Raw genomic sequence first — 26,886 nt, forward strand, 5'->3', positions numbered from 1 at the left:
ATCGGGTGTCCGGGGAGGATTAAGGGGGTATTTGAGTAGAGTCAGGAGTGATTTGGAATAGGAACAGCCGAAAACCTGTGTTTGGATTTTGGCTGTTGGGGGAAGGACTTTTTTGCAAAGGTCTCAGCCTGAACCTTTCTTTTACGATACAATAAAGGCTTCAAAAAATAATCCGCAAATCCCCTATGCCGTTTCTTTCCAATTCGTTTTACCGTCCGATAATCGGTTGCACCGTTGCCATCCTTTCCGCACTCACACTCTCTGCCTGCCAACCTGAAAAACAACAAACCATTACCCTGCAAGGCGAGACCATGGGCACGACCTATACCGTCAAATATCTTTCAGACGGCCAAAACAAACTCCCCTCCCCTACCGAAATACAAAAACGCATTGATGACGCGCTTAAAGAAGTCAATCGGCAAATGTCTACCTACCAGACCGATTCCGAAATCAGCCAATTCAACCAGCTGCGCACCGTCAATCAGGCCATGCCTATTTCCCAAGACTTTGCCTATGTGACCGGCAAAGCCTTGCGTTTAAACAAACTGACGCACGGCGCACTAGACGTAACCGTCGGCCCTTTGGTCAACCTTTGGGGATTCGGTCCGCAAAAAGAAATCACACACGAACCGACTGCACAAGAAATCCAGCATGCTTCAGAAATGGTCGGTACGAACAAACTCAAACTTTCCCAAGATGGTCAGCAGCCTACACTCACCAAAACCCATCCCGAAGTCTATTTAGACCTATCCTCCATCGCCAAAGGTTTTGGCGTGGATAAAACCGCCGCCGAACTTGAAAAACTCAATATCGGCAATTATTTGGTAGAAATCGGAGGCGAGTTGCATGGCAAAGGCCACAATGCGCAAGGCAACCCTTGGCGTATCGGCATCGAGCAGCCCAATATCGTTCAAGGCGGCGCCACTCAAATCACCATTCCATTGGACAATAAATCACTGGCCACATCCGGCGACTACCGCATTTTCCATGTCGATAAGTCAGGCCGCCGCCTTTCCCATATCATCAACCCTAAAACCAAACAACCCATCAGCCACAACCTTGCTTCCATCAGCGTAGTATCAGAAAACGCCACACTTGCAGACGGCCTTTCCACCGGATTGTTCGTTCTCGGAGAAACTGAAGCACTTAAACTTGCCGAGCAAGAAAATCTCGCCGTTTTCCTTATCATCCGGACCCCGCAAGGCGGCTACCATACTAAAATGTCCAGCGCATTCAAGAAATTATTAAACTAATCTTCAGGAATACACACATGAAAACCCTCCTCCTTACTTTCGGCATTTTTATCATTGTTATCCTCGGCATGGCAGTCGGCTATATCTTCTCCAAACGCACCATCAAAGGCAGCTGCGGCGGTATTTCCTCTCTCGGTATGAAGAAAATGTGCGATTGCGACACGCCATGCGATACCTTGCAAAAAGAGCTGAATAAAAAACAACATTCCGACAATCAAGGCATCAAAGTCGATCATTAAGTCGTTTTTGAATGTTTATTCATGATTTAAGGCTGCTTATCCCCTATCAGGCCGTCTGAAAAATAAAAGAGCGTGACCCCAATGGATACACGCTCTTTTATTTTGTCTCTTCCAAAGCAATCCAAAAATATCTTGCATACACATTTGAAACAAGCCCCCAAAAACCAATCAGAAAATAAAAAGAAAAGCTCCTGCAAAACAGGAGCTTTTTCTTGGAAGAAACTGGATTATTTCAATTTAGTTTCTTTGTAAATAACGTGTTTACGGGCTACTGGGTCAAATTTTTTGATTTCCAGTTTGCCAGGCATAGTACGTTTATTTTTAGTAGTTGTGTAGAAGTGACCAGTACCAGCACTGGACTCCAGTTTGATTTTATCGCGCATTGCAGTAATCCTTAATTAATGGTGTTTAAATTAAGCTTCGCCGCGAGCACGCAAATCAGCCAATACGACATCAATGCCTACTTTATCGATGGTGCGCAATGCAGCGTTAGAAACGCGCAGGCGAACCCAGCGGTTTTCACTTTCTACCCAGAAACGACGTGATTGCAAGTTAGGCAAAAAACGACGTTTGGTTTTGTTGTTGGCGTGTGATACGTTATTGCCAGACATCGGGCGCTTACCGGTCACTTTGCAAACTCGTGCCATGGTTAGTCTCCAAACTTCTAAAATAGTAAAACGCGATTTATACCACGAAATCCGCCTTCAGTTCAAGTCGTTTGCTGAAAAAACGGGATTTGTGGAAATAAATCTTCTCAATATGTTGCATCTGCGAAACGGTATTCCGCAAAGCCTTAACTTTTCAATTATAACGGATTTCTTTAAAAAAATCATCTGTCGTTTGCATGGTCGGTGAAATAAACAGGCCGTCTGAACATTTCAGACGGCCTGTTTGTCATCATGCTTTTTTCTTCAATGCCGCATTCAAAATGCAGCCGAGTATAAAGCAGGCTAAAGAGGGAACAACCCATCCTAAACCGATATTGTAAAACGGCAATGCGCGCTCGATGGCAGCCGCAGTTTCGGCATCAAATCCAAACGCGGCCTTATAGGCATCGAGCAAACCGACCATAAGGGCCGCCATCATGGTACAGAAATAGACAATACGGCCGCCGCCAAACAGTTTATCTGTCAAAGCCAGCAGAATGATGACGATAGTCAGCGGATACAACAGCATCAACATAGGGATAGAAAACTGCAAAATCGCTGACAGGCCTTTGTTGGCCAACAGGATAGACACCACTGTATTCAGTATCACAAAAACTTTATAAGAAATACCCGGGCAAAGACGGTTGAAATATTCGGCGCATGAAGTAATCAAGCCAACCGCCGTACTCAGACAGGCAAGCAGCACCATGACACCAAGCAACACAATACCGGCCGTACCGAAATAGTGCTGTGCGGTTTTAGACAAAACCGACGCGCCGTTTTCCTGCAAGCCGATACCGGCCACACCTGTCGCGCCCATATAGCCGATAAACAGGTAAACCACTGCCAAACAAGAAGCCGCCAACACACCGGAAATCGTCGTTGTCTTCAGCAAGTCCGCGCGGTTGTCCACGCCCATGGCACGAACGGCATCGATGACGATAATGGCAAACACCAGCGAAGCCAGCGCGTCCATGGTGCCGTAGCCTTCCAAAATGCCTTTAACCAACGGATGAGTGACAAAATCGCCTTGCGCCGCCTGCGGCACGCCCATCGGGTTAATAGCGGCATAGCCGACCAATATTGCAATTGCCAGCAACAAAACGGGCGTGAGGACTTTACCAATGCGGTCAACCAGCTTACCCGGAGAAATCGACAGCCAATAAGTCATGCCGAAAAACACCAGGCTGAATACGGCCAATGCGATGTTTTCCAAGATTCATCAATGAAAGGAGAAATTGCAGTTTCAAAAGATACCGTTGCTGTACGCGGCATGGCAAACAAGGGGCCGATTGCCAGATAAAGCGCGGCGGCAAAAGTCACGCCGTACCAAGGCGCAACACGGGAAGCCAGTGCTTCCACATCGCGCGAGCCGGAATAGCCGACGGCAATCACACCCAGCAATGGCAAACCCGCCCCGGTCAACAAAAAGCCGAACATTGCCAAAAGCCAGTTTTCGCCGGCCTGCTGCCCCAAATAAGCAGGGTAAATTAAGTTACCCGCGCCAAAAAACAGCGCAAACAGCATCAAGCCCACCGCCCATAAAGAGGCCTTACTGCGACTTGTCGTCGAATTCATCTTAAATTCTCTTTTTCCAAATACCCGTTATCGGTTTCATCGATTTCAAGGCCGTCTGAAAGCATTTCGGCTTCATTTATTTCCAAACCGTCTTTCAGGCTGATTTCGATTTCACCATAATTTTCCGGCTGTACGATACGCACCAAGCCTTCTTTAGCCAATTCCAGCAATGCAATAAAATTGACCACCACATATGTTGCGCCCTGCTCCGGCTTAAACAAATCGCTGAACTTGCTGATACCACTTTCGTTCAAGCGACGCAAAATCGCCGTCATCTGCGCGCGCACGGAAATGGTTTCCCGCACCACTTCATGACTGCGCGTATGCTTGGCACGCGACAAAATACCCAACCAAGCCTGCGTCAAATCGGCAACGTATACTTCCGGCAATTTCGCTTCGACCGCAATTTCCAGCGGCAAATAAGCCCAAGCAAAATCACGTCCGGCACGCGGCAACGCATCCAAACCCTGAGCCGCCAGTTTCATCTGCTCGTAAGCCAACAGACGGCGCACCAGCTCGGCACGCGGATCCGCCTCTTCATCCTCAACTTCTTCAGGACGCGGCAACAGCAGGCGCGATTTAATTTCAATCAACATCGCCGCCATCAGCAGGTATTCTGCCGCCAAATCAAACTGATACGCTTCCATTTGGGCAATATAGTGCAGATACTGCTCGGTAATCTTCACCATCGGAATATCGAGGACATCGATATTCTGCTTGCGGATAAGGTACAGCAGCAAATCCAACGGCCCTTGGAAGCTGCTCAATACCACCTTCAACGCATCAGGCGGAATAAACAAATCCTGCGGCACATCGGTAACAGGCTGACCGAACACCCACGCAACGGTATGTTCAGACGGCGTTGCGGCAGTGGAAGAAATAAGGTGTTCTGAAGGCATGGTTAAAGGGTCTTTTTCTTTTTAAGTTTAGTAAGAAGTTTCATCAATAAAAGGCCGTCTGAAACAAGGACAACCCGTTTTTAATATAAAAATCAGCGGTTTTTACGATTGATTTGCAAAGAAACAATGGCGACGGCAAAGGTCTGCGCCAAGGCCATACCCAACAGGGGCAGACTGGCAAAAACCGTACCCGTCAGTACCGAGCCAATATCTTGGGACAACACAAAACCATCCCTCGCAAGCATCGCCACCATCAAAGCCAACAACAGCAAACTTTCGCAGCCGACCAAAAGCCAAATCATTTTAACCGAACGGCGTTTACGCCATTTCATAATACCGGCGTGTAAAAGGCTGAACATCACGACGGACAGAAACGGATAAAGAAAAGCGGTGAATGGGCGGTTATAACCGCTTTGCACACACAAATAATCGCCCGGCAGCGTATTGCATTCCATCACATCGAGAAACATCGGATCGACGGCATACATCAATACGCCGAACCATACCGCATAAATCAGACTGGCAATAAAGTAGGCTTTAAAAAATCGGCTCTTAACCATCTTCCTCTACCCCTCACTTCCGCCCCGCGATCTGCTCCACTGCTGCCTGCGCACAATACAGCCCAAACGAAGCCGTCACCAGCATACTCGCCCCATAGCCTGCGCAGGACAAACCTTGCGGCGCGGCATCGGTCGAACACGCTTCGCCGGATTGCGGCGGCGTAATATTCTCGGTTGAATAAACGCAAGGCACGCGCATTTTTTCTTTGGTATCGCGGCTGAAGCCGTAGCGTTTGCGCAAGGTATAGCGCAAATTGGAAAGCAGCGGGTCGTGGGTAACGCGGCTCAAATCGGCGGTTTGGATTAAAGCCGGATTTTTCTGTCCGCCCGCGCCGCCGCTGATAATAAACGGTTGTTTATGCAGCACGAAATACGCCGCCATCGCCGCTTTGATACGGATTTGGTCGATGGCGTCGATGACAAAGTCAAAAGGCCGTCTGAAAAGTTCGTCCAGATTGTCTTCGGTCACAAAATCTTCGATTTCCGTCACTTCGCATTGCGGATTGATTTGGGCAATGCGTTCGCGCAAAGCGGTAACTTTTGCCTTACCGAAATCATCGGTCAAGGCGTGCAACTGGCGGTTAACATTGGACTCGGCGACGTTGTCCAAATCAATCAGCGTTAAACGACCGATACCGCTCCTCGCCAAAGCTTCTACCGCCCACGAGCCGACGCCGCCGACACCGACCACGCACACATGCGCACGCGAAAAGCGCGCCAGTGCTTCGTCTCCGTAAAGTCTGGCAATGCCGCCAAAGCGGCGCGAAGATAGAAAAGCGGCATCCTGCATAAGTAACCTTGTGATATATCAATAAATTAATGAAAAACGCCACAGGCGATTCGGACTGACATTATACTTGAAAGCTGATGGGCTGTTGTACCCGCCCGAAAGAGTTTATAATCGTTTCACATTCAGACAAGTTCTGATTTCATATTAAACGAAAGTGCCGCTACTCGGCGCAAAAGGAGAATAAATATGTACAAACATCTGGTTGTAGCCGTTGACGGTAGCGAGACTTCCCTCAATGCATTGAAACACGCCGCCGAACTGGCAAGCCTCAACAAAGCCCAACTGACTTTGGTTCACGTTGCCAACCCTGCCGAATACATGGCTTTGGCTCCTGAATTTCTGCAACACGAAAGCTATGAAGCCGCCGCAGTGGCTCAAGGCAACGAAGTTTTGGATTTCGCAGAAAAAACAGCGCGTGAAAGCGGCGTTGAAAACATCGTGAAACATCTGTTGGTTGCCAACAAAGGCGCGCGCGAAATGGCGCAAGACTTGGTTGACTACGCCGACAACAACGGCGCAGACCTGCTGGTACTCGGCACACACGGCCGCACCGGCCTGATGCACCTCCTGATGGGCAGCTTCGCCGAGACCGTAATGCGTCAAAGCCACCTGCCTCTGCTGATTATCCGCAGCAAAGCTGAAGAAGCATAATCAAGCATTGATTTAAAATAGCGAAAGGCCGTCTGAATATTTTTCAGACGGCCTTTTTTCACATGACAGCTTCAGCTTTTATTTTGCCATTTCTTTGAACACTTCGTGTGCCACAGCAATGGTTTCGTCAATCAGCTCAGGCGTATGCGCGGCGGAAACAAACCCGGCTTCGTAAGCAGACGGGCCGAATGCGACATTGCGGTCGAGCATACCGTGGAAGAAATGTTTGAAACCGTCGATATTGGAACGCGCCATGTCGGCATAGTTTTGCGGCGTATGGCTGGCAAAATACAAACCAAACATACCGCCCACGCTGTCCGCCGTAAATTCAACGCCATGCGCTTTAGCCGCGTCGGCAATACCGTTGGCGAGGCGTTGGGTCAAGGCAGTCAGGTTTTCATAGAAGCCTTCGCGCTGAATGATTTCCAGCGTTTTCAAACCGGCCGCAACCGCAATCGGGTTGCCGGACAATGTACCTGCCTGATACACGCCGCCCAATGGTGAAATACATTCCATGATGTCTTTACGGCCGCCGAACGCCGCCAAAGGCATACCGCCGCCGATCACCTTGCCCATGGTGGTCAAATCAGGTTTGATACCGTGCAAAGATTGCGCGCCGCCCAGCGCCACGCGGAAGCCGGTCATCACTTCGTCGTAAATCAACACGGCACCGTGTTTTTCAGTCAATTCGCGCAAGGCTTTGACAAAGGCTTCAGACGGCCTAACCAGATTCATATTGCCGACAAAAGGCTCCAAAATCACACAGGCAATGTCATTGCCGCTTTGGGCAAAGGCTTCTTCCAGTTGGGCGATATTGTTGTATTCGAGTACCAAAGTATGTTTGGTAAAATCGGCAGGTACACCGGCGGAAGAAGGATTGCCAAACGTCAGCAGACCGCTGCCTGCTTTTACCAACAGGCTGTCGGAATGGCCGTGGTAGCAGCCTTCAAACTTGATGATTTTGTCGCGGCCGGTAAAACCGCGTGCCAGACGGATGGCGGTCATCGTTGCTTCCGTACCGGAGCTGACAAGGCGCAGCTGCTCGACCGACGGCATGATTTTGGCGATTTCTTCGGCAATAACAATTTCGCCTTCAGTCGGAGCACCAAACGACAAACCGCCCAATGCTGCTTCGCGCACGGCTTCAATGACTTCAGGATGGGCGTGGCCGACAATCGCAGGGCCCCAAGAGCCGACATAGTCGGTATAACGCGTGCCGTTTTCATCCCAAACATACGCGCCTTCTGCTTTTTTGATAAAGCGCGGCACGCCGCCGACGCTGCCGAATGCGCGCACAGGAGAGTTTACGCCGCCGGGAATAATGGCTTTGGCGCGGTTGAACAAGCTTTCATTACGGTTCATGGTCAATTCTTTCGTAAGAGGTCGTCTGAAAATCAAATCGATGCCATTTTAACACCAAATCCTTTTCAGACGGCCCAGGCTTCAAAATAAGAATCGGGCGCAAAATCAAAATTATTCTTTAAAAACAAACACTCTATCCATATTTTTCCTGCTTGTGCTATAATCCGCGACCTATTGAAACAATAAAAGAAAAGCATCATGTTACGCGGATTCATACTCAGCCTCGCCCTTTTGGCGTCCTCCCTCGTTCATGCGCAACGCAGCCTGCCTGACGATATGGACGTGGCCGTTTTAAAGACTGTCGATTTGCCTTATCTGAAAGTCAGCAAAGGCGGTTTTTCTTGGACGCGCCTGCTGACGTTGGGCATTGTGGACGGCAATGCGGCCAAACTGCAAATCACGCGCTTTACCAAAATCCACGATGAAAACGACCGTTTCATCCCCATGGGCCGCCTGCTGAACCAAACCGGCAAAGCCGTTGCGTTCAAATACAACGAAGAAAGCCGCCTCGTCCGCGAAATCTGGATTTTGACCGACGCCGAAGCCGACAGGTTCATCGAACACGCCAAAAAGCAGAAAAAGGCGGAAGAATAATTTTTCAGACGGCCAAAGTATTGCACAGGCCGTCTGAACCCTTTTACAACAAGCAAATCAATCAAAACAAACCATGAAAAAAGTATTTATCCGCACCTTCGGGTGCCAAATGAACGAGTATGACAGCGAAAAAATGCTGTCCGTCCTCGCCGAAGAACACGGCGGTATCGAGCAGGTTACCCAACCTGACGACGCCGACATCATCTTGTTCAACACCTGCTCCGTGCGTGAAAAAGCGCAAGAGAAAGTCTTCTCGGACTTGGGCCGTGTACGTCCGCTCAAAGAAAAAAATCCCGACCTCATCATCGGCGTTGCTGGCTGCGTTGCCTCTCAAGAAGGCGAAAACATCGTCAAACGCGCTCCGTATGTGGACGTGGTTTTCGGCCCGCAAACGCTGCACCGCCTGCCCAAACTCATCGTCGATAAAGAAACCACCGGCCTGTCTCAAATCGACATTTCCTTCCCCGAAATCGAGAAATTCGACCACCTGCCGCCTGCGCGCGTAGAAGGCGGTTCGGCATTCATTTCCATTATGGAAGGCTGTTCCAAATACTGCTCTTACTGCGTCGTCCCCTACACCCGCGGCGAAGAATTTTCCCGCCCGCTCAACGACGTATTGACCGAGATTGCCGGTTTGGCGCAACAAGGCGTTAAAGAAATCAACCTCTTAGGCCAAAACGTCAATGCCTATCGCGGCGAAATGGAAAACGGCGAAATCTGCGACTTTGCCACTTTGTTGCGCATCGTCCACGAAATCCCCGGCATCGAACGCCTGCGCTTTACCACCAGCCATCCGCGCGAATTTACCGACGCGATTATCGAGTGCTACCGCGACCTGCCGAAGCTGGTTTCACACCTGCACCTGCCGATTCAAAGCGGTTCCGACCGCGTATTGAGCGCGATGAAACGCGGCTACACCGCCTTGGAGTACAAATCCATCATCCGCAAACTGCGCGCCATCCGTCCTGATTTGTGTCTCAGCTCCGACTTTATCGTCGGCTTCCCGGGCGAGACCGAGCGCGAGTTCGAGCAAACCTTGAAACTGGTCAAAGACATCGCCTTCGACTTGAGCTTCGTCTTTATTTACAGTCCGCGCCCAGGTACGCCTGCCGCCAACCTGCACGACGACACGCCGCACGAAGAAAAAGTGCGCCGTCTCGAAGCTTTGAACGAAGTCATCGAAGCCGAAACCGCGCGCATCAACCAAACCATGATCGGCACGGTTCAACGCTGCTTGGTTGAAGGCATCTCCAAAAAAGACCCCGACCAACTGCAAGCCCGTACCGCCAACAACCGCGTGGTCAACTTTACCGGCACACCCGACATGATCAACCAAATGATCGATCTGGAAATCACCGAAGCCTACACCTTCTCCCTAAAAGGCAAACCGGTATAAGCACACACAAACAAAGGCCGTCTGAAACTGTTCAGACGGCCTTTATCTTGGTTCAGCCCGGCATTATCTGATTCATGTATTTTTATTACCCGAGCAAAAGGCTTTTCAGTATAATACCGCCCGAAAATTCCCTTATTTGTTGAGAAGTTAGGGCCAAAATCTGAGCTTCCGGCAGTTAAACCCGATGATGCCGTCCTCGAACGGCTTTCCCAAAGGAATATCTCGAATGAGTTCTTCAAATCAAAGCGTTTTGGAAAAATTATTCAACCTCAACGCCAATCAGACCAACGTCCGCACGGAAATTATGGCCGGTGTGACAACCTTCCTCGCCATGTGCTACATCATCATCGTCAATCCCCTGATTTTGGGCGAAACCGGCATGGATATGGGCGCAGTATTTGTGGCCACCTGTATCGCCTCCGCCATCGGCTGTTTCGTGATGGGCTTTGTCGGCAACTACCCGATCGCCCTCGCTCCGGGTATGGGTTTGAACGCCTACTTTACCTTTGCCGTCGTCAAAGGCATGGGCGTAGACTGGCGTGTGGCTTTGGGTGCCGTTTTCATTTCAGGCATCATTTTTATCCTGTTCAGCTTCTTTAAAGTGCGCGAAATGCTGGTCAACGCCCTGCCTATGGGCTTGAAAATGTCGATTGCCGCAGGTATCGGCCTCTTCTTGGCATTGATTGCACTCAAAGGCGCAGGCGTGATTGTGGCCAATCCTGCCACATTGGTCGGCTTGGGCGACATCCACCAGCCTACCGCCCTGCTGGCGATGGCAGGCTTTGTGATGGTAGTTGCACTTGGCCACTTCCGCGTTAAAGGCTCCATCATCATTACCATTCTGACGCTGACTGCCATCTCCACCGTCTTGGGCTTGAGCGAGTTCAAAGGCGTGGTCGGCGAAGTCCCAAGCATTGCGCCGACTTTCATGCAGATGGACTTCAAAGGCTTGTTTACCGTCAGCATGGTCAGCGTGATTTTTGTATTCTTCCTGGTTGACCTGTTTGACTCTACCGGCACATTGGTCGGCGTTTCCCACCGCGCAGGCCTGTTGCAAGACGGCAAACTGCCGCGTTTGAAACGCGCCCTGCTTGCCGACTCAACCGCCATCGTTGCAGGCGCCGCCTTGGGTACTTCTTCTACAACCCCTTACGTTGAAAGCGCGGCAGGCGTTTCTGCTGGCGGCCGTACCGGCCTGACTGCCGTTACCGTCGGCGTACTGATGCTGGCCTGTCTGATTTTCTCCCCACTGGTTCAAAGCATTCCTGCATTCGCTACCGCCCCCGCCCTGCTCTATGTTGGCGCGCAAATGTTGCGCAGCGCACGCGAAATCGATTGGGACGACATGACCGAAGCCGCACCGGCATTCCTGACCATCGTCTTCATGCCGTTTACCTACTCGATTGCCGATGGTATTGCGTTTGGCTTTATCAGCTACGCACTCATCAAACTCTTGTGCAACCGCACCCAAGACGTACCGCCTATGGTATGGATTGTCGCCGTATTGTGGGCACTGAAATTCTGGTTCTTGGGTTAAATCACTCAAAAGAACAGGCCGTCTGAAAACTTTTCAGACGGCCTGTTTTATTTTACCCAGCGTTTAAAGCTGTCGGTAAAAGATTATTTTTTCACTTTTTTAGCGGCTGGTTTAGCGGCAGCTTTCGCGCCTTTGTCCAATGCGCAGAAGCGGGTAACGATTTGATCAACCACTTCTTGTTTGCCGTTTACTTCGGTAGTACCGCGGATAGTCAACATGTTGCCGTCAACTTTGTCTACGTTGGCTGCAGTAGCTGCTTCAGCAACCCAAGCGACATTGCCGCCCCAGAATGCGTTTACGTCTTTGCTGCTGTCAGTGATACGGAACAGGTTTTCAGTTAATTGGCCTTTGTATTTTACTTGTGCAGCAACAACTTCGTTGCCTTTGAAACCGTACATTACGCTCAGAGGCTCTTTGCCGTCTTTACCGCATTTGTAGTGAACTTCTTTAGTACCGTCGATAGAGTCTACTTTCAAAGTATTAGGCACTGGAGCTTGAGCTTGTTGAGCCTGAGCTTGAGTTTGTTGTTGCGCAGTAGGCGCAGCTTTGGCTTCAGGTTTGGCTTTAGAACCGCTGCTGCATGCAGTCAGGGCAACAGCCGCCAAAACGGCAGGAACGATTAACTTAACATTCATATTCATAATTGACTCCCAAATGGTTTCAATAAAAAACCGGCAAACGCCGGCTGACATTTACACATTAACAGAGATATTCCGTCTTGTCTTTATCTCAGACGGCATTTTTTAAGAAAAGTTCAAATAAATATTTTTATTTTCTAAAATCAATAAATTATAAATATGAAATCATGTAAATTCAGGTTTGGGAATTTTTAAGATGAATACTGTTGTCAATAAATTGGGTTTTGACAATGGTAAAATGAGATTGAAAAGCGCATATAGACGACAAAAAGTCTGGGCAATTTATTTTACACACTTCTGTCTCTTGAGTTGCTAAGCGTTTCAGACGGCCTTAGAACACAAACAGTAAATGTAATAAAAAAACACAATCTGAAACAGATTGCGTTTTTTTGAAAACTGGCACGCCCACGGGGAATCGAACCCCGGTTACCGCCGTGAAAGGGCGATGTCCTAACCGCTAGACGATGGGCGCGGATAAATATTGTGGCGCACCCGGAGCGATTCGAACGCCCGACCCTCTGGTTCGTAGCCAGATACTCTATCCAACTGAGCTACGGGTGCATCCTCATCACTTCGCTAGTGCGTTGTGAATCAAGAAGACCGAATAATATAGACTTTACTGAAACCTGTCTACTCTTTTCGCAGATATTTTTTATATTTTTAATTAAATGATTGAAATTAAACAATATAAAATTAACGTAAAATCCCTACTCCTGATAAATCCTGCGCCATTTTGGCGGCGGAGTTATCGGTCATGCCACCGACAAAATCTAAGATTTTCATATAGGCCTGATACAGACTGTCTTCAGGAAGAATCGGATTGTGCTTTTTCAATAATTCCAACGCCAAAGACTGACGCGTTGCCAACTGTTTTTCAGCAATCAGGGCATAAGCGGCAGGGACGAGCAAATCCAAGATGGAGCCTAAGCATGGGAATGTTGCAATTTCGGTCAAGAGCTTGGTGTGATGGCGGAAAATCCGTGTTTGCGCCAATTCTTTCGCTTTTGCCAAAGTGTTTTGCACTTGCGGGCTACACAGAGCAAGCAAGTCTTTGCCTTTGAATGTTCCGTCCAACAAGTCGGACTGATGCAGCATAAAGGTTTGCGCGACATCATCAATCGCCTTGCCAATCGCAATGCCGCGCAACATGGCGCAACGCTGACGACTGGAGCTGGCGTGCCATGCGCTTTCGGCAAAGGTCAGCTCAGACAAAATACTCTCCACTTCCGTATCCGTGAGCAAATCCAATTCAACGGCATCTTCCAAATCCAGCAAGGCATAGCAAATATCGTCGGCGGCCTCCATCAAATAAGACAAAGGATGACGCGCCCAGCTGTCTGCTCCTACGGAAACCAGCCCCAATTCGTCAGCAACTTGACGGATAAACGGCAACTCGGTTTGATAAATATTGAATTTCTTTCTGCCGTTCGGATGTTGCGTTGTCCACGGATACTTCAACAATGCGCCGATGGCTGCCGCAGTCAGGCGCATTCCGCCCGCCTCGGGATACATTTCAAGACTGGCGACGATACGCAGGCTATGCGCATTGCCTTCATAGGTTTGAATGTCGTTGCGTTCCGCTTCGTTCAATGTATTTAAATAAATTTGATGTTCAGGCCGTCTGAACCAATCGCGCAAAGCATCTTCGCCAGTATGGCCAAACGGCGGATTGCCCAAATCATGCGCCAAACAGGCAACCTGCACCACAGCACCAATATCGCTGGGCGTATTGCCCTGCGGCAGAAAACCGCCGTTGTGCAACATCACGCCCACACGGTTGCCCAAGCTCCTGCCCACGCTGGCAACTTCAACGCTGTGCGTCAGGCGGTTGTGCGTCAAATCGTGTTGCGCCAGCGGATGCACCTGCGTTTTACGGCCAAGGCGGCGGAAGGCTCCGGAAAAAACAACCCGGTCGTAGTCGATGTGAAAATCCGTACGCAAGGCATCGGCACCTTCTTGAGTCGAAGGGGTAACGGTCGGCACGATTTCGCCGTTTTTAGTACGGAAGCGTTGGGTGGATAATAAGTTTTGCCAATTCATTCGGATGGTCATAAAGGTTCCTCAAGCAAAGTAAAGGCCGTCTGAAACATATTCAGACGGCCTTATGCTTATTTACCGCGCATCAATTCAAAGAAATCGTCGTTATTTTTAGAGTCTTTGAGTTTGCCCACCAAAAATTCGGTCGCTTCGATTTCGTCCATCGGATGCAGGAATTTACGCAAGAGCCACATGCGCTGCAACTGATCGTTCGGCACCAGCAATTCTTCGCGGCGCGTACCGGATTTATTGATGCTGATGGCCGGGAACAGGCGTTTTTCTGCCATACGGCGGTCAAGGTGCAATTCCATATTGCCCGTACCTTTGAACTCTTCGTAAATCACGTCGTCCATGCGGCTGCCGGTTTCAACAAGCGCTGTCGCAATAATGGTAAGCGAACCGCCCTCTTCCACATTACGCGCGGCACCGAAGAAGCGTTTCGGACGGTGCAAAGCGTTGGCATCGACACCGCCGGTCAAAATTTTGCCCGAAGTCGGCACGACGGTATTGTAGGCACGAGCCAAACGGGTAATCGAATCCAGCAGGATGACCACGTCTTTTTTGTGTTCAACCATGCGTTTGGCTTTTTCAATCACCATCTCGGCCACTTGTACATGGCGTTGTGCAGGCTCGTCAAACGTAGAGGAAACGACTTCGCCGCGTACAGAACGGCTCATTTCGGTCACTTCTTCCGGACGCTCGTCAATCAACAGGACAATCAGCTCGACATCGGGATAATTGGCGGTAATGGCGTGGGCAATGTTTTGCAACATCACGGTTTTACCGGTTTTAGGCGGCGCCACCAACAATGCACGTTGGCCTTTACCGATCGGGGAAACCAAGTCGATGGCGCGGCCGGTCAGATTCTCTTCGGCTTTGATGTCGCGCTCGAGTTTGAATTGTTCGGTTGGGAATAAAGGCGTGAGGTTTTCAAAAAGGATTTTGTGTTTGCAGACTTCGGGCGGATCGCCGTTGATGGTGTCGAGGCGGACAAGCGCGAAATAGCGCTCGTTGTCTTTCGGCACGCGCACGCTGCCTTCGATGGTGTCGCCGGTGTGCAGATTAAAGCGGCGGATTTGCGTGGGCGAAACATAAATATCGTCAGGACCGGCAAGATAAGAAGTATCTGCGCTGCGCAGGAAACCGAAGCCGTCGGGCAGGATTTCCAGTGTACCCGAACAGGTAAAGCTGACATTCTGCTTCATCATCTGGCGGACGATGGCAAAAACGAGGTCTTGTTTGCGGAAACGGTTGGCGTTTTCAATGCCATGTTCTTCTGCCATTTCCAAGAGTTTGGAAATGTGGAGGGTTTGGAGTTCTGAAACGTGCATAGTATTGATATATTTTGGATGGTATCAGAGAGATGGCACACAGGCCGTCTGAAAGTATGAAATCGTGCCGCAGGATACGGTAGATTTTTGAGAAAGTTGAATTTTAGGCAGTTGGAGGCAGGGTGTCAAATTTTTAAATCGAACACTGAGCCGAGACCATAATCTTACCATGCAATAAGATTATGGCCGGCAACAGCTTAGCAATCGCAACCCTATCGCCAAAAATCCGAGTATTTACCCAACTTCAGACGGCCCTCTGCCCGTACCGCATCAGCGTCATACCGCCGACCGCCGCCGCACAGCCCGCAACCAGCGAAATATGCAGCGGTTCGCCCAAAAACCACGCCGAAGACAGCACACCGAAAATCGGCACAAGCGTAATATACGCCGCCGCGCTGCCTGCACCCAAAGTCTTTACGCCTTCGAAATACCACGCATAGGCCAATACCGTTGCGCCGATGACCAGCCACGCCAAGGCTGTCCAACCGCGCCCATCCATTGCCGCTATCGCCTCAAACGGCATTCCGTCCGTCCACAACACCACCACCGACAACATCAACGCACCAATGAACGACGTTGCCGTCGTTACCGTCAGCGCATCTATCCCGCGCAAAACCGCGCGACCGATTAAGGTATAAGCCGCCCAACAGACCACGCAGCCGAAAATCAGCCACTCCCCTGCCTTGATGCCGCCCGACAATACCGTCAACGGCTGCCCTTGCGTTACCACCATAATGGCACCGCCGACCGCCAGCAGCATACCCGCCAAAATCTTCGCATTTAAACGCTCGCCGAAAAACCAAGTTGCCAACAGCAGCGTCAGCACGGGATTCACCGCCACAACTACCGCCGCCTTGCCTGCCGGCATAGTCTGCAAACCCAGCATAAAAAACACCGCATAGCCGCACACGCCGACGGAAGCAGCCGCCGTCAAACCCAGCCATTGCCGTGCCGACAAAGCCGCCAAAGTCATGAACCTGCTACGCGCAAACAACCAGCCCAACAACAAAACCGAAGCCAAGACAAACCGAACCGCCCCGCCCGTCAGCGGCGGCAGCGACTGCCCCAGCATCCGCCCCATCGGCCAAGACGCGCCCCACAACACCGCCATTCCCAGCAGTTTCAAATGTACAGAATAACGTTCCATCTCATCCCTTTTATCGACAAAGGCCGTCTGAAAACCGGATTTCACGTTTTCAGACGGCCTTCAATACCTCTATTCTGCCGCCTTTGATTTGGGCCGGACAACTTTTTTACCCCAGCACAATTCAGGCAAATCAACAGTGCTTACTACTGTAACGATATCCGGTTTACCCCTATCCCATTCCAGCGTAACACCGTCATCATCAATCGCACAGCCTGGCAAGTTTTTCTGTGCTAATGTCAGCTCAATGTTTTTTAACTGTTTATTTGAATCAAGAATGACGTTTCCCCAATAAGGCTGATCATTGGAAGCAATATTTACCTGCCAATAACCGTCACGTTCAGTGCGCATCACTCGCATAAAATACAATTTCCCATCCACAAACCACTCAGGCAGGGACACTTCGGCTGATTCGTTTAACATGCAACTTGATAGGAAATAATCAGCAGGACTGGACGGCACCTTGCCACCTTTAGTCAATGCTTGCCACTCTATCTCTCCGTCACGCCGGCAGGACCACCCTTCCACATCAACCGTCCTGGCTTCCTCGATAGCATTTATCGTCAGTGTTGCTTGATAACCATCTTCAGTCTGGTACGCAGAACGATTCATTCCATTAACTTCGATGCCTTTCCATTCAACAGGGTGAGAAAATGTAACTTCGCTAAAAGTAGAAAAATCAGGCTTTTTCGATATCCCATCCTGAGGAGCTACGGTCAGCTTCGAGCCTGCCGGAATTCGTATACCATCAATCACCAACTCCTCTTTAGCCGTTTGATAACTTGAATCATCATACCTTTTAGCTTGCCATGTCTTAACCATATACATGCCAAACAATGACGCCACGATCAAATTGAAAATGATAGCTGAATTCCTAATCAGCGGATTCTTGGATTTAACAATTGCCACAATACTGGCAATCCAAACTATGGCGGCCATAGCCAATAAGGCCATGCCAATAAGAATTAAATTCTCCAAAACAAGTATTTCCTTTTCTTTATATTCAGAAAATAGGCCGTCTGAAAACCCGATTCCAAGTTTTCAGACGACCTTCCAGTATCGCTGTTACAAACAGATTACTTAGGCTGCCAAGAATCTTTCAGCGTTACCGTTCGGTTAAACACCGGCGTGTCTTTGCTGTGGTCTTTGCGGTCGGTGACGAAATAGCCGATACGCTCGAACTGCCAACGGCTCTCCGCCGGCAAATCTTTTGCGACAGGCTCGGCGTAGGCGGTAATTTCCTTGATGGATTCTGGATTGAGGAAATCGGTAAACGGCAGGTAGTTGCCGTCTTCGCCGCGCACGGCATCGGGACGCTCGACGGTAAAGAGGCGGTCATACAGGCGGACTTTGATTTCGGCGGCGTGTTCGGCAGACACCCAGTGAATCACGCCTTTAACTTTGCGGCCTTCGGGATTTTTGCCCAAGGTATCGTGGTCGATGCTGCATTTGAGTTCAACCACATTGCCCGCTGCGTCTTTTACTACTTCATCGCACTTGATGACATAGCCGTGGCGCAAACGCACTTCGCCGCCGGGAATCAGGCGTTTGAAGCCTTTAGGCGGATTTTCGGCAAAGTCGTCGGCTTCGATGTAGATGGTTTGTGAAATAGGCACTTCACGATCGCCCATTTCTTCGTGGTTCGGATGGAACGCGGCACGGCGGCTTTGGGTTCTACCGGCTTCAAAGTTGGTCAGGGTCACTTTGAGCGGATTCAAAACCGCCATCAGGCGCGGCGCAGAGTTTTCCAGCTCTTCGCGAATCGCGCCTTCCAACACGCTCATGTCAACGATGTTTTCAGATTTGGAAATACCGGCGCGTTTGGCAAACAGGCGCAGGCCTTCGGGCGTGTAGCCGCGGCGGCGCATACCGGAAATGGTCGGCATACGCGGATCATCCCAGCCGGCAACGTGGCCGTCTGAAACCAGTTGGTTCAGCTTGCGTTTGGACGTGATGGAATACAAAAGCTCCAAACGGGAAAACTCGTATTGGCGCGGGCGTGTGGCATGCGGCGCGGGGATATTGTCCAGCACCCAGTCGTACAGCGGGCGGTGGGCTTCAAATTCGAGCGTACACAGGGAATGCGTGATGCCTTCGATGGCATCGGAAATGCAGTGCGTGTAGTCGTACATCGGGTAGATGCACCATTTGTCGCCGGTGTTGTGGTGATGGGCGCGGCGGATGCGGTAGATGACGGGGTCGCGCATATTGATGTTGCCCGAAGCCATGTCGATTTTCAGGCGCAGGGTTTTGCTGCCGTCGGGGAACTCGCCGTTTTTCATGCGTGTAAACAGGTCGAGGTTCTCTTCGACGCTGCGGTCGCGGTAAGGGCTGTTTTTGCCTGCTTCGGTCAGCGTACCGCGGTATTCGCGCATTTCTTCAGGGGTCAAATCATCGACATACGCTTTGCCGTCTTTGATTAAACCGACGGCGTAATCATAAAGCTGGTCGAAATAATTGGAAGCGAAACGCGGCTCGCCCGCCCAATGAAAACCGAGCCACTCGACATCTTCTTTGATAGCGTTGACGTATTCGTCGTTTTCTTTTTCAGGATTGGTGTCGTCGAAACGCAGGTTGCACAAACCGTCATAAATATAAGCCAAACCGAAGTTCAAGCAGATGGATTTGGCGTGGCCGATGTGCAAATAGCCGTTCGGCTCGGGCGGGAAACGGGTTTGGATGGCTGTATGTTTACCACTTTTGAGGTCTTCTTCGATAATGGTGCGGATGAAATGGTTGTCCGCGAATTGGTCTTTATTCAACATAATATTTCTTTGATGGGAAAATGATTTTCTGTTTTCAGACGGCCTGAACATTCAATCAGGCCGTCTGAAAGTAATGGAATGATGGCTCAATTGTACCCGACTTGGCTACTTTGATACAGGGTCGGCAACCTGCCACGCTACGCCGCGCTCGTTTAGGGTTTTCTGCATGGCGGCGGATGGTGGGCGGTCGGTAAACAGCTTATCGAATGCGCCGATATCGCCCAGTCTGACCAAGGCATTGCTGTTGAATTTACTGTGGTCGACGCCGAGATAGCGCACGCGGGCATTGTTCACCATCGCCTGCATGACGCTGACTTCCTTGTAATCGTCATCCAAAAGCGAGCCGTCGTTTTCTATGCCGTGGGTACTCATGATGGCATAGTCGACTTTGAATTGGTTGATGAAATCGACGGTCGCCACACCGGTAATACCGCCGTCCAAGGGGCGGACCACGCCGGAAGCGATGATGACCGTGTAGTCGGTACGCGCCGCAGTGATCGAGGCGGCGTAGATATTGTTGGTGATAATCCGCAGGTTTTTGCGCTGTCTGACCAACTCGGCGGCGACGGCTTCCATGGTGGTGCCGATGCTGATAAAGAGCGAGGCATTGTCGGGAATGGTGGAAGCAATCAGCCGGGCAATGGCATTTTTTTCCTGCTGCTGATGGTTGCGCCGCTCCTGCCCTGCCGTTACGACTGAAACCTCGCCCAAAGATGCGCCGCCGTGATAGCGTTTGAGCTGTCCGGTCTCGCTCAACTCCTGCACATCGCGGCGTATGGTTTGCGGCGTAACATCCAAATTCGCCGCCAACTCTTCCACTGTCATGAAGTTATGTTCGCGGACAAGGCTGAGGATATGTTCGTGTCTTTGGATTTTGGGTTTCATGGCGTTTCGTTTTGTAGGGATAAACCAATGGCCGTCTGAATATTTCAGACGGCCTTTTTATTGTCAAACCGATTACATTTCGAGTTTCTGTTCCAAGCGTTCCATACACGCGCCCAAGTGACGGCGCATGACTTTGGTCACACGGTTGCGCTTGCCTGCCAGCAACAAATCAAGGATTTCTCGGTGTTCATGGTGCGAATTGGAATCAATGTTGCGCTTTTCTTTGCGAAGCGGGTCGGAAACGGCCACAATCAATGAAGAGCGCGCGCACAAGGTATTCATGATTTCAAACAGGACATCGTTGTCCAGCAATCGTGCCAATTCGACATGGAAGGCATTGGATAGGCGGTTCCAACCCACGCGGTCGCCGCTTTCGGAAGCTGCACCCTCTTGCTCAATCATGGCGTAAAGCGGTTGCAGACGCGTTTCCAAATCAGGCATATCGATGAGGACGCTCAAAATCATGCTTTCCATTTCGATACGCGTGTTGAACACGTCTTTCATTTCTTTCAAGTCCGGCACATGGACAAATGCGCCGCGGTTGGGCTGCAAATCAACGATTTTATCGTGCGCCAAAAGCGACAATGCGCCACGCACGGTATTGCGCGAGCAAACCATTTGTCGGCAAAGCTCGGACTCGGTCAGTTTTTTGCCCGGCAGCAGCAGATGGTCGGTAATGCCGTCCAAAATCAATGCGTACACGCGGAAGAGTTCGGAATCGTGACGCTCCTCCAAAATAAGCGATGAAGTTGCAGGCGCAACGTTGGTATTATTTTCGTAATCCATAATGTTTCCCCAGTATCCGTATTAAGGCGCAAGCGTTTACAAACCTGCAGCTTTCGGGGTTGTTTAAAATATAATTAAAAATTGTTGACAATGTTAAACGAAACTTGCACAATGAGATCAACAAGCCAAGTTATAAAGGCTGATAGAGAGAGAGAAAAAGGAATAAAAAGCAAGCAGATATATTCATGTTAATGCGTGAATATATCTGCTTTTTTGTGTGCTGCCGTCTCACGCTCCGGCTTTCTCCTTGAAAACCGCCCTATTCTGTTTCGATGATCTCGAAGCTGTGGCTCATTTTTGCCGCTTTGCCCAGCATAATCGATGCGGAGCAATATTTTTCGGCAGACATCTGTACGGCGCGTTCGATCGCGCTTTCTTGCAAATCCCGACCATACACTTTGAAGTGGATATGGATTTCGGTAAACACGCGCGGCGCGGTGTCGGCGCGTTTGGCAGTCACTTCGGCACGGCAGTCGGTGATTTTTTGGCGTTGTTTCTCGGCAATCATCACCACATCGATGCTGGAGCAGCCTGCCACGCCCAACAACAGCATTTCCATCGGGCTGGGGCCGCGTTTGACTTCGCCTTCAGCCGCCGCGCCTTCCATTACGACGCTGTGTCCGTTTGCCGTTGTGCCGACGAAGCACATTCCGTCTATCCATTTTGAAGTCACTTGCATGGTGTCTTTTTTATCCGTAAAAGCATTAATCCGATATTGTAAACAATTTCAAGTGATAAACCTAGTCAGGCCGTCTGAAAAATACAATCAATTACAATTGGCCTAAACGCATTATTCGTCCCGATACGCCCAATGGTTAACCGGCCCGTGCCCTGCCCCGATCCCCAGAGGATGGGAAATAGCGGCGGCGATATAGTTTTTTGCCGTCTGAACCGCTTCGGGAACGCCAAACCCTTTTGCCAGCTCGGCAGCAATGCAGGCCGAAAACGTGCAGCCTGTGCCATGCGTATGCGGCGTTGGGAAACGTTTGCTGTTCAGCTCGATGGTTTCGTATGGCGTAAACAGCCAGTCGGTGCAATATTCGCTTTGGCTGTCGGCAAGATGGCCGCCTTTAATCACCACATTTTTCACACCCCAATCCTGAAGAATTTTGGCGGCGCGTTCCGCATCTTGGCGGTTTTCAATATTGATACCCGTCAAGGCCTGCGCTTCGGGCAGATTGGGCGTCAAGACGTCCGTATGCGGCAGCAACAGGCGTTTCATGGCTTCGACGGCTGAGTTTTCCAACAACGGCGCGCCGCCTTTGGCAATCATGACCGGATCCAACACGCGTTTGCCGAAGTCGCATTCGGCGGTTTGTTCCGCCACGCATTCGATGATTTCCGCCGTACCCAGCATGCCGATTTTATAAGCGCGGATTTGAAAATCCTCCTGAATCGCGGCAATCTGCGCGGCAATCATGTCGGTCGGTATCGGATGCACTGCCGATACGCCCAAAGTATTTTGTGCGGTAACCGCTGTCAGTACACTGGTGCCGAACACGCCGCGCATTTGAAATGTCTTCAAATCCGCCTGTATGCCCGCACCGCCGCCGGAATCGGAGCCGGCAATCGTCAGCGTTTGAATAAAAAGTTCGTCCATCGTGTCCTCCTGTTTTTCAGACGGCCTTTTGCTTATCGTTATGAGGAGCCGTTTGGTTTTATTCGCAAGCACAGGCATTCGCCGTCTATCTTTCCGAATGCCTTAACTGTTGTTTTACCAAAAACAAATGTATGTTCTCGGGCGAAATATCTTAACAAACAAAAGGCCGTCTGAAAACTATTTTCATTTTCAGACGGCCTGTTCAATTTTAAACCTATTCAGGCTTATTCTTCGTATGCGTCAATCGGCAAGCAGGAGCAAACCAGATTGCGGTCGCCATAGACCTCATCCAAACGTTTCACGCTCGGCCAGAATTTGTTTTCACGCACGAACGGCAACGGGAAGACGGCTTCTTCGCGGGAATACGGGTGCGCCCATTCGCCGGTTACATCGGCGGCGGTGTGCGGGGCGTTGACCAGCGGGTTGTCGTCTTTCGGCCATTCGCCGCGCTCGACTTTCAGCACTTCCTGTTTGATTTGTTTCAGGGCGGCGATGAAGCGGTCGAGTTCGGCTTTGCTTTCGCTCTCGGTCGGCTCGATCATCAGCGTACCGGCAACAGGGAAGGAAACCGTCGGCGCGTGGAAACCGTAGTCCATCAGGCGTTTGGCGATGTCGGTTTCAGTGATGCCGCTTTCGGCTTTGAGTGGACGCAAATCGACAATACATTCGTGCGCGACGCGGCCGTTTTTGCCTGCATACAGAATCGGATAGTCTTCGCTCAGGCGTTTGGCGACATAGTTGGCGTTGAGCAATGCCCAGCGCGTTGCCTGTTCCATGCCTTGTTTGCCCATCATGGTCAGGTACATCCAAGTAATCGGCAGGATGGACGCAGAACCGAAAGCTGCGGCGGCAACGGCGGTTTGGTCGGCACTGGCGCTGTGGGTGTCGGTCAAAGCGTGTCCCGGTGCAAACGGAGCGAGATGGGCTTTCAAACCGATAGGGCCGACGCCCGGGCCGCCGCCGCCGTGAGGGATACAGAAGGTTTTGTGCAGGTTCATGTGCAACACGTCCGCACCGACTTCGGCAGGCTGCATGATGCCGATTTGGGCGTTGAGGTTGGCGCCGTCCATGTAAACCTGTCCGCCGTTTTCATGGATGATGCGGCAGATGTCGCGGATGCCTTCTTCGTACACGCCGTGGGTGGACGGGTAGGTAATCATGATGGCGGACAAAGCGTCGCGGTGTTGCTCGGCTTTGGCTTTCAAATCGTCGATGTTGACGTTACCGTGTTCGTCGGTATCGACAACGACGACTTTCAAACCGAGCATAGCGGCAGTCGCAGGGTTGGTGCCGTGGGCGGATTTGGGAATCAGGCAGATGTTGCGGTGTCCCTCGCCGTTGGCTTCTTGATAGCGGCGGATGGACAGCATGCCGCTGTATTCGCCCTGCGCGCCGGAGTTGGGTTGGAAGGAAATCGCGTCAAAGCCGGTGATGGCTTTCAGGCTGTTTTCCATGTCGGTCAAGAGTTCGCTGTAGCCTGCGGCTTGGTCTTTGGGGGCGTAGGGGTGGATGTCGGTAAACTCTGCCCAGGTAATCGGCAACATTTCCGCAGTCGCATTGAGCTTCATGGTGCAGCTACCGAGCGAAATCATGCTGCGGTTCATCGCCAAGTCGCGGTCTTCGAGTTTTTTCAGATAGCGCAGCATTTCGTGTTCGGTGTGGTAACGGTTGAACACAGGATGTTGCAGAATGTCGTCTTGACGCAGCAATTCTGCATTCAGACGGCCTTTGACGTCATCGGCAAATGTAGCCGTATCCTTGCCGGTAAACGCGCGGTACAAATCAACCAAATCTTCGTATGCCGATGTTTCATGGAAGGCTGCCGCAACTTGAGTATCGTTGACGCGGCGCAGGTTGTAACCCGATTCCAAAGCAGCGGCGAACACTTGGTCTGCTTTCTCTTTACTGCCGAAATCAACGGTAATGGTATCGAAGAAGGTTTCGTGAACGACTTTGAGGCCGTCTGAAACCAGCGCATCGGCAAAGGCGGAAGCCAGCGCGTGAATACGGTTGGCGATGCGTTTTACGCCTTCGGGGCCGTGGTAAACGGCGTACATACCGGCCAAGTTCGCCAGCAATGCCTGCGCGGTACAAATATTGGATGTCGCTTTTTCGCGGCGGATGTGTTGCTCGCGGGTGGACAAAGCCATGCGCAAGGCAGGTTTGCCCGATGCGTCTTTGGATACGCCGATGATGCGGCCTGGAGCGGAGCGTTTGAACTCGTCTTTAAACGCGAAATAAGCGGCGTGCGGCCCGCCGAAACCCATCGGTACGCCGAAGCGTTGCGTGTTGCCCAACGCAATGTCCGCGCCCAATTCGGCAGGCGATTTCAGCAAAACCAAGCTCATGATGTCGGCGGCAACGGCCACGATTGTGCCTTTGGCTTTCAGACGGCCGATAACATCCTGCAAGTCTTGCACGTCGCCGTCTTTGCCGACGTATTGGAACAGCGCGCCGAAGTATTCGCCTTCATCCGCTTGGGCAAAATCGCCGACCACCAGTTCAAAGCCGAAATATTTGGCGCGGGTTTTCATCACGTCCAAAGTCTGCGGATACACGCGCGCATCCACAAAGAAACGCTCGGATTTCACTTTGCCCACGCGGTGCGCCATCGCCATCGCTTCAGCCGCGGCAGTTGCCTCGTCCAACAAAGACGCGCCCGCCACAGGGAAACCGGTCAAATCGATACACACTTGTTGGAAGTTCAGCAACGCTTCCAAACGACCCTGCGCGATTTCCGCCTGATACGGGGTGTAGGCGGTGTACCAGCCCGGATTTTCCAACACGTTGCGCAAAATCACGTTCGGCACGCGGGTCGGGTAATAACCCAAACCGATATAGGATTTGTTGATCACGTTTTTCGACGCAATGCCTTTCAATTTCGCCAACGCGTCCGCCTCGGTCAAAGCCTCGGGCAAATCGAGTTCGGACGGCATACGGATGCTTTGCGGCACGGTGTTGCCGACAAAATCATCCATACTCTTCTCGCCGAGCGCTTCCAAAAGCGCAGCCTCGTCGCCAAAGCTCAAATGGCGCGCGGCAAATTCGTTCGGGTTGAATAATTCAGATAGTTTCATTTCTACTCCTTTTTTGTTATCGGTATCAAAACCGCTTTTTCTTTCAGATGTTGTTTCAGACGGCCTCCGCCCACTTCGGACGACATGCCAATATTTCCCTATAAACCGGACAGGTTTCCACATGCGCGCCGAGTAGGTAGCCGGTACTCATCAGAAATTCGCCGACGATTTCGCCGCCGACAAATTTGAAATGTTTTTTAAACAGCTTCACCCATTCAGCCTTGTCGAGCGGATGGTTCGTATCGAGCCAGTTTTTGAATGAACCGTATTCTTGCTGTATTTGTTTGATTTGTCGCGCGTTATAAATGGCTGCGTTGATTTTCAAGCGGTTGCGGACGATGCCTGCATCGGCAAGCAGCCGCTCAATATCGGCTTCGTCAAATGCGGCAACCGTCTCGATGTCAAAACCTTTAAATGCCGTCTGAAATGCCCGCTGCTTCTTCAGCATCAGCGTCCAGCTCAAACCCGCCTGATTGATTTCCAACACCAGCCGCCCAAACAATTCATTGTCGTCCTCAATCGGAAAACCGTATTGCGTGTCGTGATAATGTTGGTTGGGGTTGTCCGTATCATCGGGTAGCGTGGCGACAAATTCGCAGTAATTCATGTTTATTGAGGAAAAATTGAAACAAAGGCCGTCTGAAAGCATTTTCAGACGACCTAAGACCTGCAATATCAAACAGGCGCAAAACCTGTTTGGATGTTTGCAAAAATCAAGCTACTTCGCCTGCGTATTGTTCGGCAGTCAGCAGACCGTCGTAATCAGCAGGGTTGGCAGGTTTGATTTTGAAGAACCAGCCTGCGCCGTAAGGGTCGCTGTTGGCAGTTTCCGGCGCGCTGGGCAAATCTTCGTTGACGGCAACGACTTCGCCTGCAATCGGCGCGTATACGTCGGACGCTGCTTTCACAGACTCAACCACACCGGCTTGCTCTTCGGCGGCCAGGTTTGCACCGACTTCAGGCAGCTCGACAAACACGATGTCGCCCAACAGCTCTTGCGCGTGATGGGTAATGCCGACGGTAATGGTACCGTCTTCTTCAAGGCGCAGCCATTCGTGGCTGGCAACGTATTTCAGTTCGGCTGGGATGTTGCTCATGGTTTGATTCTCCATTGATA

Annotated in this window: 25 protein-coding genes, 2 tRNA genes and 1 pseudogene; 6 read left to right on the forward strand and 22 right to left on the reverse strand. The window is 50.9% G+C overall.

Annotated elements, in window-relative coordinates; genetic code table 11:
- Nucleotides 1-185: 185 nt before the first annotated feature.
- Nucleotides 186-1,253 (forward strand): FAD:protein FMN transferase, encoded by a 1,068-nt coding sequence (locus TW89_RS01605; protein WP_128580339.1) that lies wholly within the window; start codon nt 186-188, stop codon nt 1,251-1,253.
- A 17-nt stretch (nt 1,254-1,270) separates the two neighbouring features.
- Complete coding sequence (gene nqrM / locus TW89_RS01610; protein WP_128580340.1) at nt 1,271-1,492, forward strand: (Na+)-NQR maturation NqrM; 222 nt, start codon at nt 1,271-1,273, stop codon at nt 1,490-1,492.
- Nucleotides 1,493-1,719: 227 nt separating this feature from the next.
- Here the strand turns inward: nqrM and rpmG are convergent, their stop codons facing one another.
- The 6 genes and pseudogenes from rpmG to TW89_RS01645 all read right to left on the reverse strand — a co-directional run bounded on the left by rpmG (nt 1,720) and on the right by TW89_RS01645 (nt 5,966).
- Entirely contained in the window at nt 1,720-1,875 is a 156-nt protein-coding gene (gene rpmG, locus TW89_RS01615; protein ID WP_003684373.1) for a 50S ribosomal protein L33, read from the reverse strand.
- 30 nt (nt 1,876-1,905) lie between these two features.
- The gene (gene rpmB / locus TW89_RS01620) at nt 1,906-2,139 is read right to left on the reverse strand and encodes a 50S ribosomal protein L28 (protein ID WP_002216391.1); all 234 of its coding nucleotides are present in this window, start codon (nt 2,137-2,139) and stop codon (nt 1,906-1,908) included.
- Between the two features lie 250 nt (nt 2,140-2,389).
- Nucleotides 2,390-3,717 (reverse strand): annotated as a pseudogene (gene brnQ, locus TW89_RS01630) (branched-chain amino acid transport system II carrier protein).
- Complete coding sequence (locus tag TW89_RS01635) at nt 3,714-4,616, reverse strand: segregation and condensation protein A (RefSeq protein WP_128580342.1); 903 nt, start codon at nt 4,614-4,616, stop codon at nt 3,714-3,716. Before TW89_RS01635 ends, brnQ begins: the two are co-directional and overlap by 4 nt.
- Before the next feature lie 92 nt (nt 4,617-4,708).
- Nucleotides 4,709-5,176 carry a hypothetical protein gene (locus tag TW89_RS01640; protein ID WP_128580343.1) on the reverse strand — a complete coding sequence of 156 codons (468 nt, stop codon included), beginning with the start codon at nt 5,174-5,176 and terminating at the stop codon, nt 4,709-4,711.
- Between the two features lie 13 nt (nt 5,177-5,189).
- Nucleotides 5,190-5,966, reverse strand: coding sequence for a tRNA threonylcarbamoyladenosine dehydratase (locus TW89_RS01645; RefSeq protein WP_128580344.1), 777 nt, complete (start codon nt 5,964-5,966; stop codon nt 5,190-5,192).
- 186 nt (nt 5,967-6,152) lie between these two features.
- Here TW89_RS01645 and TW89_RS01650 point away from each other — a divergent pair, with 186 nt between their 5' ends.
- The gene (locus TW89_RS01650) at nt 6,153-6,617 is read left to right on the forward strand and encodes a universal stress protein (RefSeq protein WP_003680896.1); all 465 of its coding nucleotides are present in this window, start codon (nt 6,153-6,155) and stop codon (nt 6,615-6,617) included.
- Between the two features lie 78 nt (nt 6,618-6,695).
- Here the strand turns inward: TW89_RS01650 and hemL are convergent, their stop codons facing one another.
- On the reverse strand, nt 6,696-7,979 hold the full coding sequence (gene hemL, locus TW89_RS01655) for a glutamate-1-semialdehyde 2,1-aminomutase (RefSeq protein ID WP_049336068.1): 1,284 nt from the start codon (nt 7,977-7,979) through the stop codon (nt 6,696-6,698).
- A gap of 198 nt (nt 7,980-8,177) precedes the next feature.
- On the opposite strand from hemL, the gene TW89_RS01660 reads away from it, so the two are divergent.
- The 3 genes from TW89_RS01660 to TW89_RS01670 all read left to right on the forward strand — a co-directional run bounded on the left by TW89_RS01660 (nt 8,178) and on the right by TW89_RS01670 (nt 11,506).
- On the forward strand, nt 8,178-8,573 hold the full coding sequence (locus tag TW89_RS01660) for a hypothetical protein (RefSeq protein WP_049333912.1): 396 nt from the start codon (nt 8,178-8,180) through the stop codon (nt 8,571-8,573).
- A gap of 73 nt (nt 8,574-8,646) precedes the next feature.
- Entirely contained in the window at nt 8,647-9,969 is a 1,323-nt protein-coding gene (gene miaB / locus TW89_RS01665) for a tRNA (N6-isopentenyl adenosine(37)-C2)-methylthiotransferase MiaB (RefSeq protein ID WP_003684389.1), read from the forward strand.
- Between the two features lie 226 nt (nt 9,970-10,195).
- Nucleotides 10,196-11,506: an NCS2 family permease gene (locus TW89_RS01670; protein WP_128580345.1), complete on the forward strand. Its 1,311-nt coding sequence runs from the start codon at nt 10,196-10,198 to the stop codon at nt 11,504-11,506.
- Between the two features lie 83 nt (nt 11,507-11,589).
- Here the strand turns inward: TW89_RS01670 and TW89_RS01675 are convergent, their stop codons facing one another.
- The 15 genes from TW89_RS01675 to gcvH all read right to left on the reverse strand — a co-directional run bounded on the left by TW89_RS01675 (nt 11,590) and on the right by gcvH (nt 26,881).
- Nucleotides 11,590-12,147 carry a hypothetical protein gene (locus TW89_RS01675; protein WP_070826444.1) on the reverse strand — a complete coding sequence of 186 codons (558 nt, stop codon included), beginning with the start codon at nt 12,145-12,147 and terminating at the stop codon, nt 11,590-11,592.
- Nucleotides 12,148-12,541: 394 nt separating this feature from the next.
- Nucleotides 12,542-12,616: transfer RNA gene (locus TW89_RS01680), tRNA-Glu, on the reverse strand.
- 12 nt (nt 12,617-12,628) lie between these two features.
- Nucleotides 12,629-12,705: transfer RNA gene (locus tag TW89_RS01685), tRNA-Arg, on the reverse strand.
- A gap of 132 nt (nt 12,706-12,837) precedes the next feature.
- The gene (locus TW89_RS01690; protein WP_101755837.1) at nt 12,838-14,196 is read right to left on the reverse strand and encodes a deoxyguanosinetriphosphate triphosphohydrolase; all 1,359 of its coding nucleotides are present in this window, start codon (nt 14,194-14,196) and stop codon (nt 12,838-12,840) included.
- Nucleotides 14,197-14,252: 56 nt separating this feature from the next.
- Nucleotides 14,253-15,512, reverse strand: a complete 1,260-nt coding sequence (gene rho / locus TW89_RS01695; RefSeq protein WP_003748836.1) for a transcription termination factor Rho — start codon at nt 15,510-15,512, stop codon at nt 14,253-14,255.
- Between the two features lie 244 nt (nt 15,513-15,756).
- Nucleotides 15,757-16,659, reverse strand: coding sequence for a DMT family transporter (locus TW89_RS01700; RefSeq protein WP_128580346.1), 903 nt, complete (start codon nt 16,657-16,659; stop codon nt 15,757-15,759).
- A 69-nt stretch (nt 16,660-16,728) separates the two neighbouring features.
- Nucleotides 16,729-17,634, reverse strand: coding sequence for a hypothetical protein (locus TW89_RS01705; RefSeq protein ID WP_128580347.1), 906 nt, complete (start codon nt 17,632-17,634; stop codon nt 16,729-16,731).
- A 98-nt stretch (nt 17,635-17,732) separates the two neighbouring features.
- Nucleotides 17,733-19,421 carry a glutamine--tRNA ligase/YqeY domain fusion protein gene (locus TW89_RS01710; RefSeq protein ID WP_128580348.1) on the reverse strand — a complete coding sequence of 563 codons (1,689 nt, stop codon included), beginning with the start codon at nt 19,419-19,421 and terminating at the stop codon, nt 17,733-17,735.
- Nucleotides 19,422-19,526: 105 nt separating this feature from the next.
- The gene (locus TW89_RS01715; RefSeq protein ID WP_128580349.1) at nt 19,527-20,306 is read right to left on the reverse strand and encodes a DeoR/GlpR family DNA-binding transcription regulator; all 780 of its coding nucleotides are present in this window, start codon (nt 20,304-20,306) and stop codon (nt 19,527-19,529) included.
- A gap of 72 nt (nt 20,307-20,378) precedes the next feature.
- On the reverse strand, nt 20,379-21,092 hold the full coding sequence (locus TW89_RS01720) for a GntR family transcriptional regulator (RefSeq protein WP_004519550.1): 714 nt from the start codon (nt 21,090-21,092) through the stop codon (nt 20,379-20,381).
- 259 nt (nt 21,093-21,351) lie between these two features.
- Nucleotides 21,352-21,771, reverse strand: a complete 420-nt coding sequence (locus TW89_RS01725) for an OsmC family protein (RefSeq protein ID WP_128580350.1) — start codon at nt 21,769-21,771, stop codon at nt 21,352-21,354.
- 111 nt (nt 21,772-21,882) lie between these two features.
- A complete protein-coding gene (gene thiD, locus TW89_RS01730) occupies nt 21,883-22,692 on the reverse strand; it encodes a bifunctional hydroxymethylpyrimidine kinase/phosphomethylpyrimidine kinase (protein ID WP_164836681.1) in 810 nt (269 codons plus the stop codon).
- A 224-nt stretch (nt 22,693-22,916) separates the two neighbouring features.
- A complete protein-coding gene (gcvP, locus tag TW89_RS01735; RefSeq protein ID WP_128580352.1) occupies nt 22,917-25,769 on the reverse strand; it encodes an aminomethyl-transferring glycine dehydrogenase in 2,853 nt (950 codons plus the stop codon).
- Between the two features lie 55 nt (nt 25,770-25,824).
- Nucleotides 25,825-26,376 (reverse strand): DNA-3-methyladenine glycosylase I, encoded by a 552-nt coding sequence (locus tag TW89_RS01740; protein ID WP_128580353.1) that lies wholly within the window; start codon nt 26,374-26,376, stop codon nt 25,825-25,827.
- 106 nt (nt 26,377-26,482) lie between these two features.
- On the reverse strand, nt 26,483-26,881 hold the full coding sequence (gene gcvH, locus TW89_RS01745) for a glycine cleavage system protein GcvH (RefSeq protein ID WP_036494010.1): 399 nt from the start codon (nt 26,879-26,881) through the stop codon (nt 26,483-26,485).
- Nucleotides 26,882-26,886: the final 5 nt, after the last annotated feature.

The sequence above is a fragment of the Neisseria flavescens genome, assembly GCF_001618065.1.
GTDB classification, from domain to species: Bacteria; Pseudomonadota; Gammaproteobacteria; order Burkholderiales; family Neisseriaceae; genus Neisseria; species Neisseria flavescens_A.

Coding starts and splice junctions, on each gene's coding strand:
- TW89_RS01605 (WP_128580339.1), top strand. CDS start 186: ATGCCGTTTCTTTCCAATTCGTTTTACCGTCCGATAATCGGTTGCACC.
- nqrM (WP_128580340.1), top strand. CDS start 1,271: ATGAAAACCCTCCTCCTTACTTTCGGCATTTTTATCATTGTTATCCTC.
- rpmG (WP_003684373.1), bottom strand. CDS start 1,875: ATGCGCGATAAAATCAAACTGGAGTCCAGTGCTGGTACTGGTCACTTC.
- rpmB (WP_002216391.1), bottom strand. CDS start 2,139: ATGGCACGAGTTTGCAAAGTGACCGGTAAGCGCCCGATGTCTGGCAAT.
- TW89_RS01635 (WP_128580342.1), bottom strand. CDS start 4,616: ATGCCTTCAGAACACCTTATTTCTTCCACTGCCGCAACGCCGTCTGAA.
- TW89_RS01640 (WP_128580343.1), bottom strand. CDS start 5,176: ATGGTTAAGAGCCGATTTTTTAAAGCCTACTTTATTGCCAGTCTGATT.
- TW89_RS01645 (WP_128580344.1), bottom strand. CDS start 5,966: ATGCAGGATGCCGCTTTTCTATCTTCGCGCCGCTTTGGCGGCATTGCC.
- TW89_RS01650 (WP_003680896.1), top strand. CDS start 6,153: ATGTACAAACATCTGGTTGTAGCCGTTGACGGTAGCGAGACTTCCCTC.
- hemL (WP_049336068.1), bottom strand. CDS start 7,979: ATGAACCGTAATGAAAGCTTGTTCAACCGCGCCAAAGCCATTATTCCC.
- TW89_RS01660 (WP_049333912.1), top strand. CDS start 8,178: ATGTTACGCGGATTCATACTCAGCCTCGCCCTTTTGGCGTCCTCCCTC.
- miaB (WP_003684389.1), top strand. CDS start 8,647: ATGAAAAAAGTATTTATCCGCACCTTCGGGTGCCAAATGAACGAGTAT.
- TW89_RS01670 (WP_128580345.1), top strand. CDS start 10,196: ATGAGTTCTTCAAATCAAAGCGTTTTGGAAAAATTATTCAACCTCAAC.
- TW89_RS01675 (WP_070826444.1), bottom strand. CDS start 12,147: ATGAATATGAATGTTAAGTTAATCGTTCCTGCCGTTTTGGCGGCTGTT.
- TW89_RS01690 (WP_101755837.1), bottom strand. CDS start 14,196: ATGACCATCCGAATGAATTGGCAAAACTTATTATCCACCCAACGCTTC.
- rho (WP_003748836.1), bottom strand. CDS start 15,512: ATGCACGTTTCAGAACTCCAAACCCTCCACATTTCCAAACTCTTGGAA.
- TW89_RS01700 (WP_128580346.1), bottom strand. CDS start 16,659: ATGGAACGTTATTCTGTACATTTGAAACTGCTGGGAATGGCGGTGTTG.
- TW89_RS01710 (WP_128580348.1), bottom strand. CDS start 19,421: ATGTTGAATAAAGACCAATTCGCGGACAACCATTTCATCCGCACCATT.
- TW89_RS01715 (WP_128580349.1), bottom strand. CDS start 20,306: ATGAAACCCAAAATCCAAAGACACGAACATATCCTCAGCCTTGTCCGC.
- TW89_RS01720 (WP_004519550.1), bottom strand. CDS start 21,092: ATGGATTACGAAAATAATACCAACGTTGCGCCTGCAACTTCATCGCTT.
- TW89_RS01725 (WP_128580350.1), bottom strand. CDS start 21,771: ATGCAAGTGACTTCAAAATGGATAGACGGAATGTGCTTCGTCGGCACA.
- thiD (WP_164836681.1), bottom strand. CDS start 22,692: ATGGACGAACTTTTTATTCAAACGCTGACGATTGCCGGCTCCGATTCC.
- gcvP (WP_128580352.1), bottom strand. CDS start 25,769: ATGAAACTATCTGAATTATTCAACCCGAACGAATTTGCCGCGCGCCAT.
- TW89_RS01740 (WP_128580353.1), bottom strand. CDS start 26,376: ATGAATTACTGCGAATTTGTCGCCACGCTACCCGATGATACGGACAAC.
- gcvH (WP_036494010.1), bottom strand. CDS start 26,881: ATGGAGAATCAAACCATGAGCAACATCCCAGCCGAACTGAAATACGTT.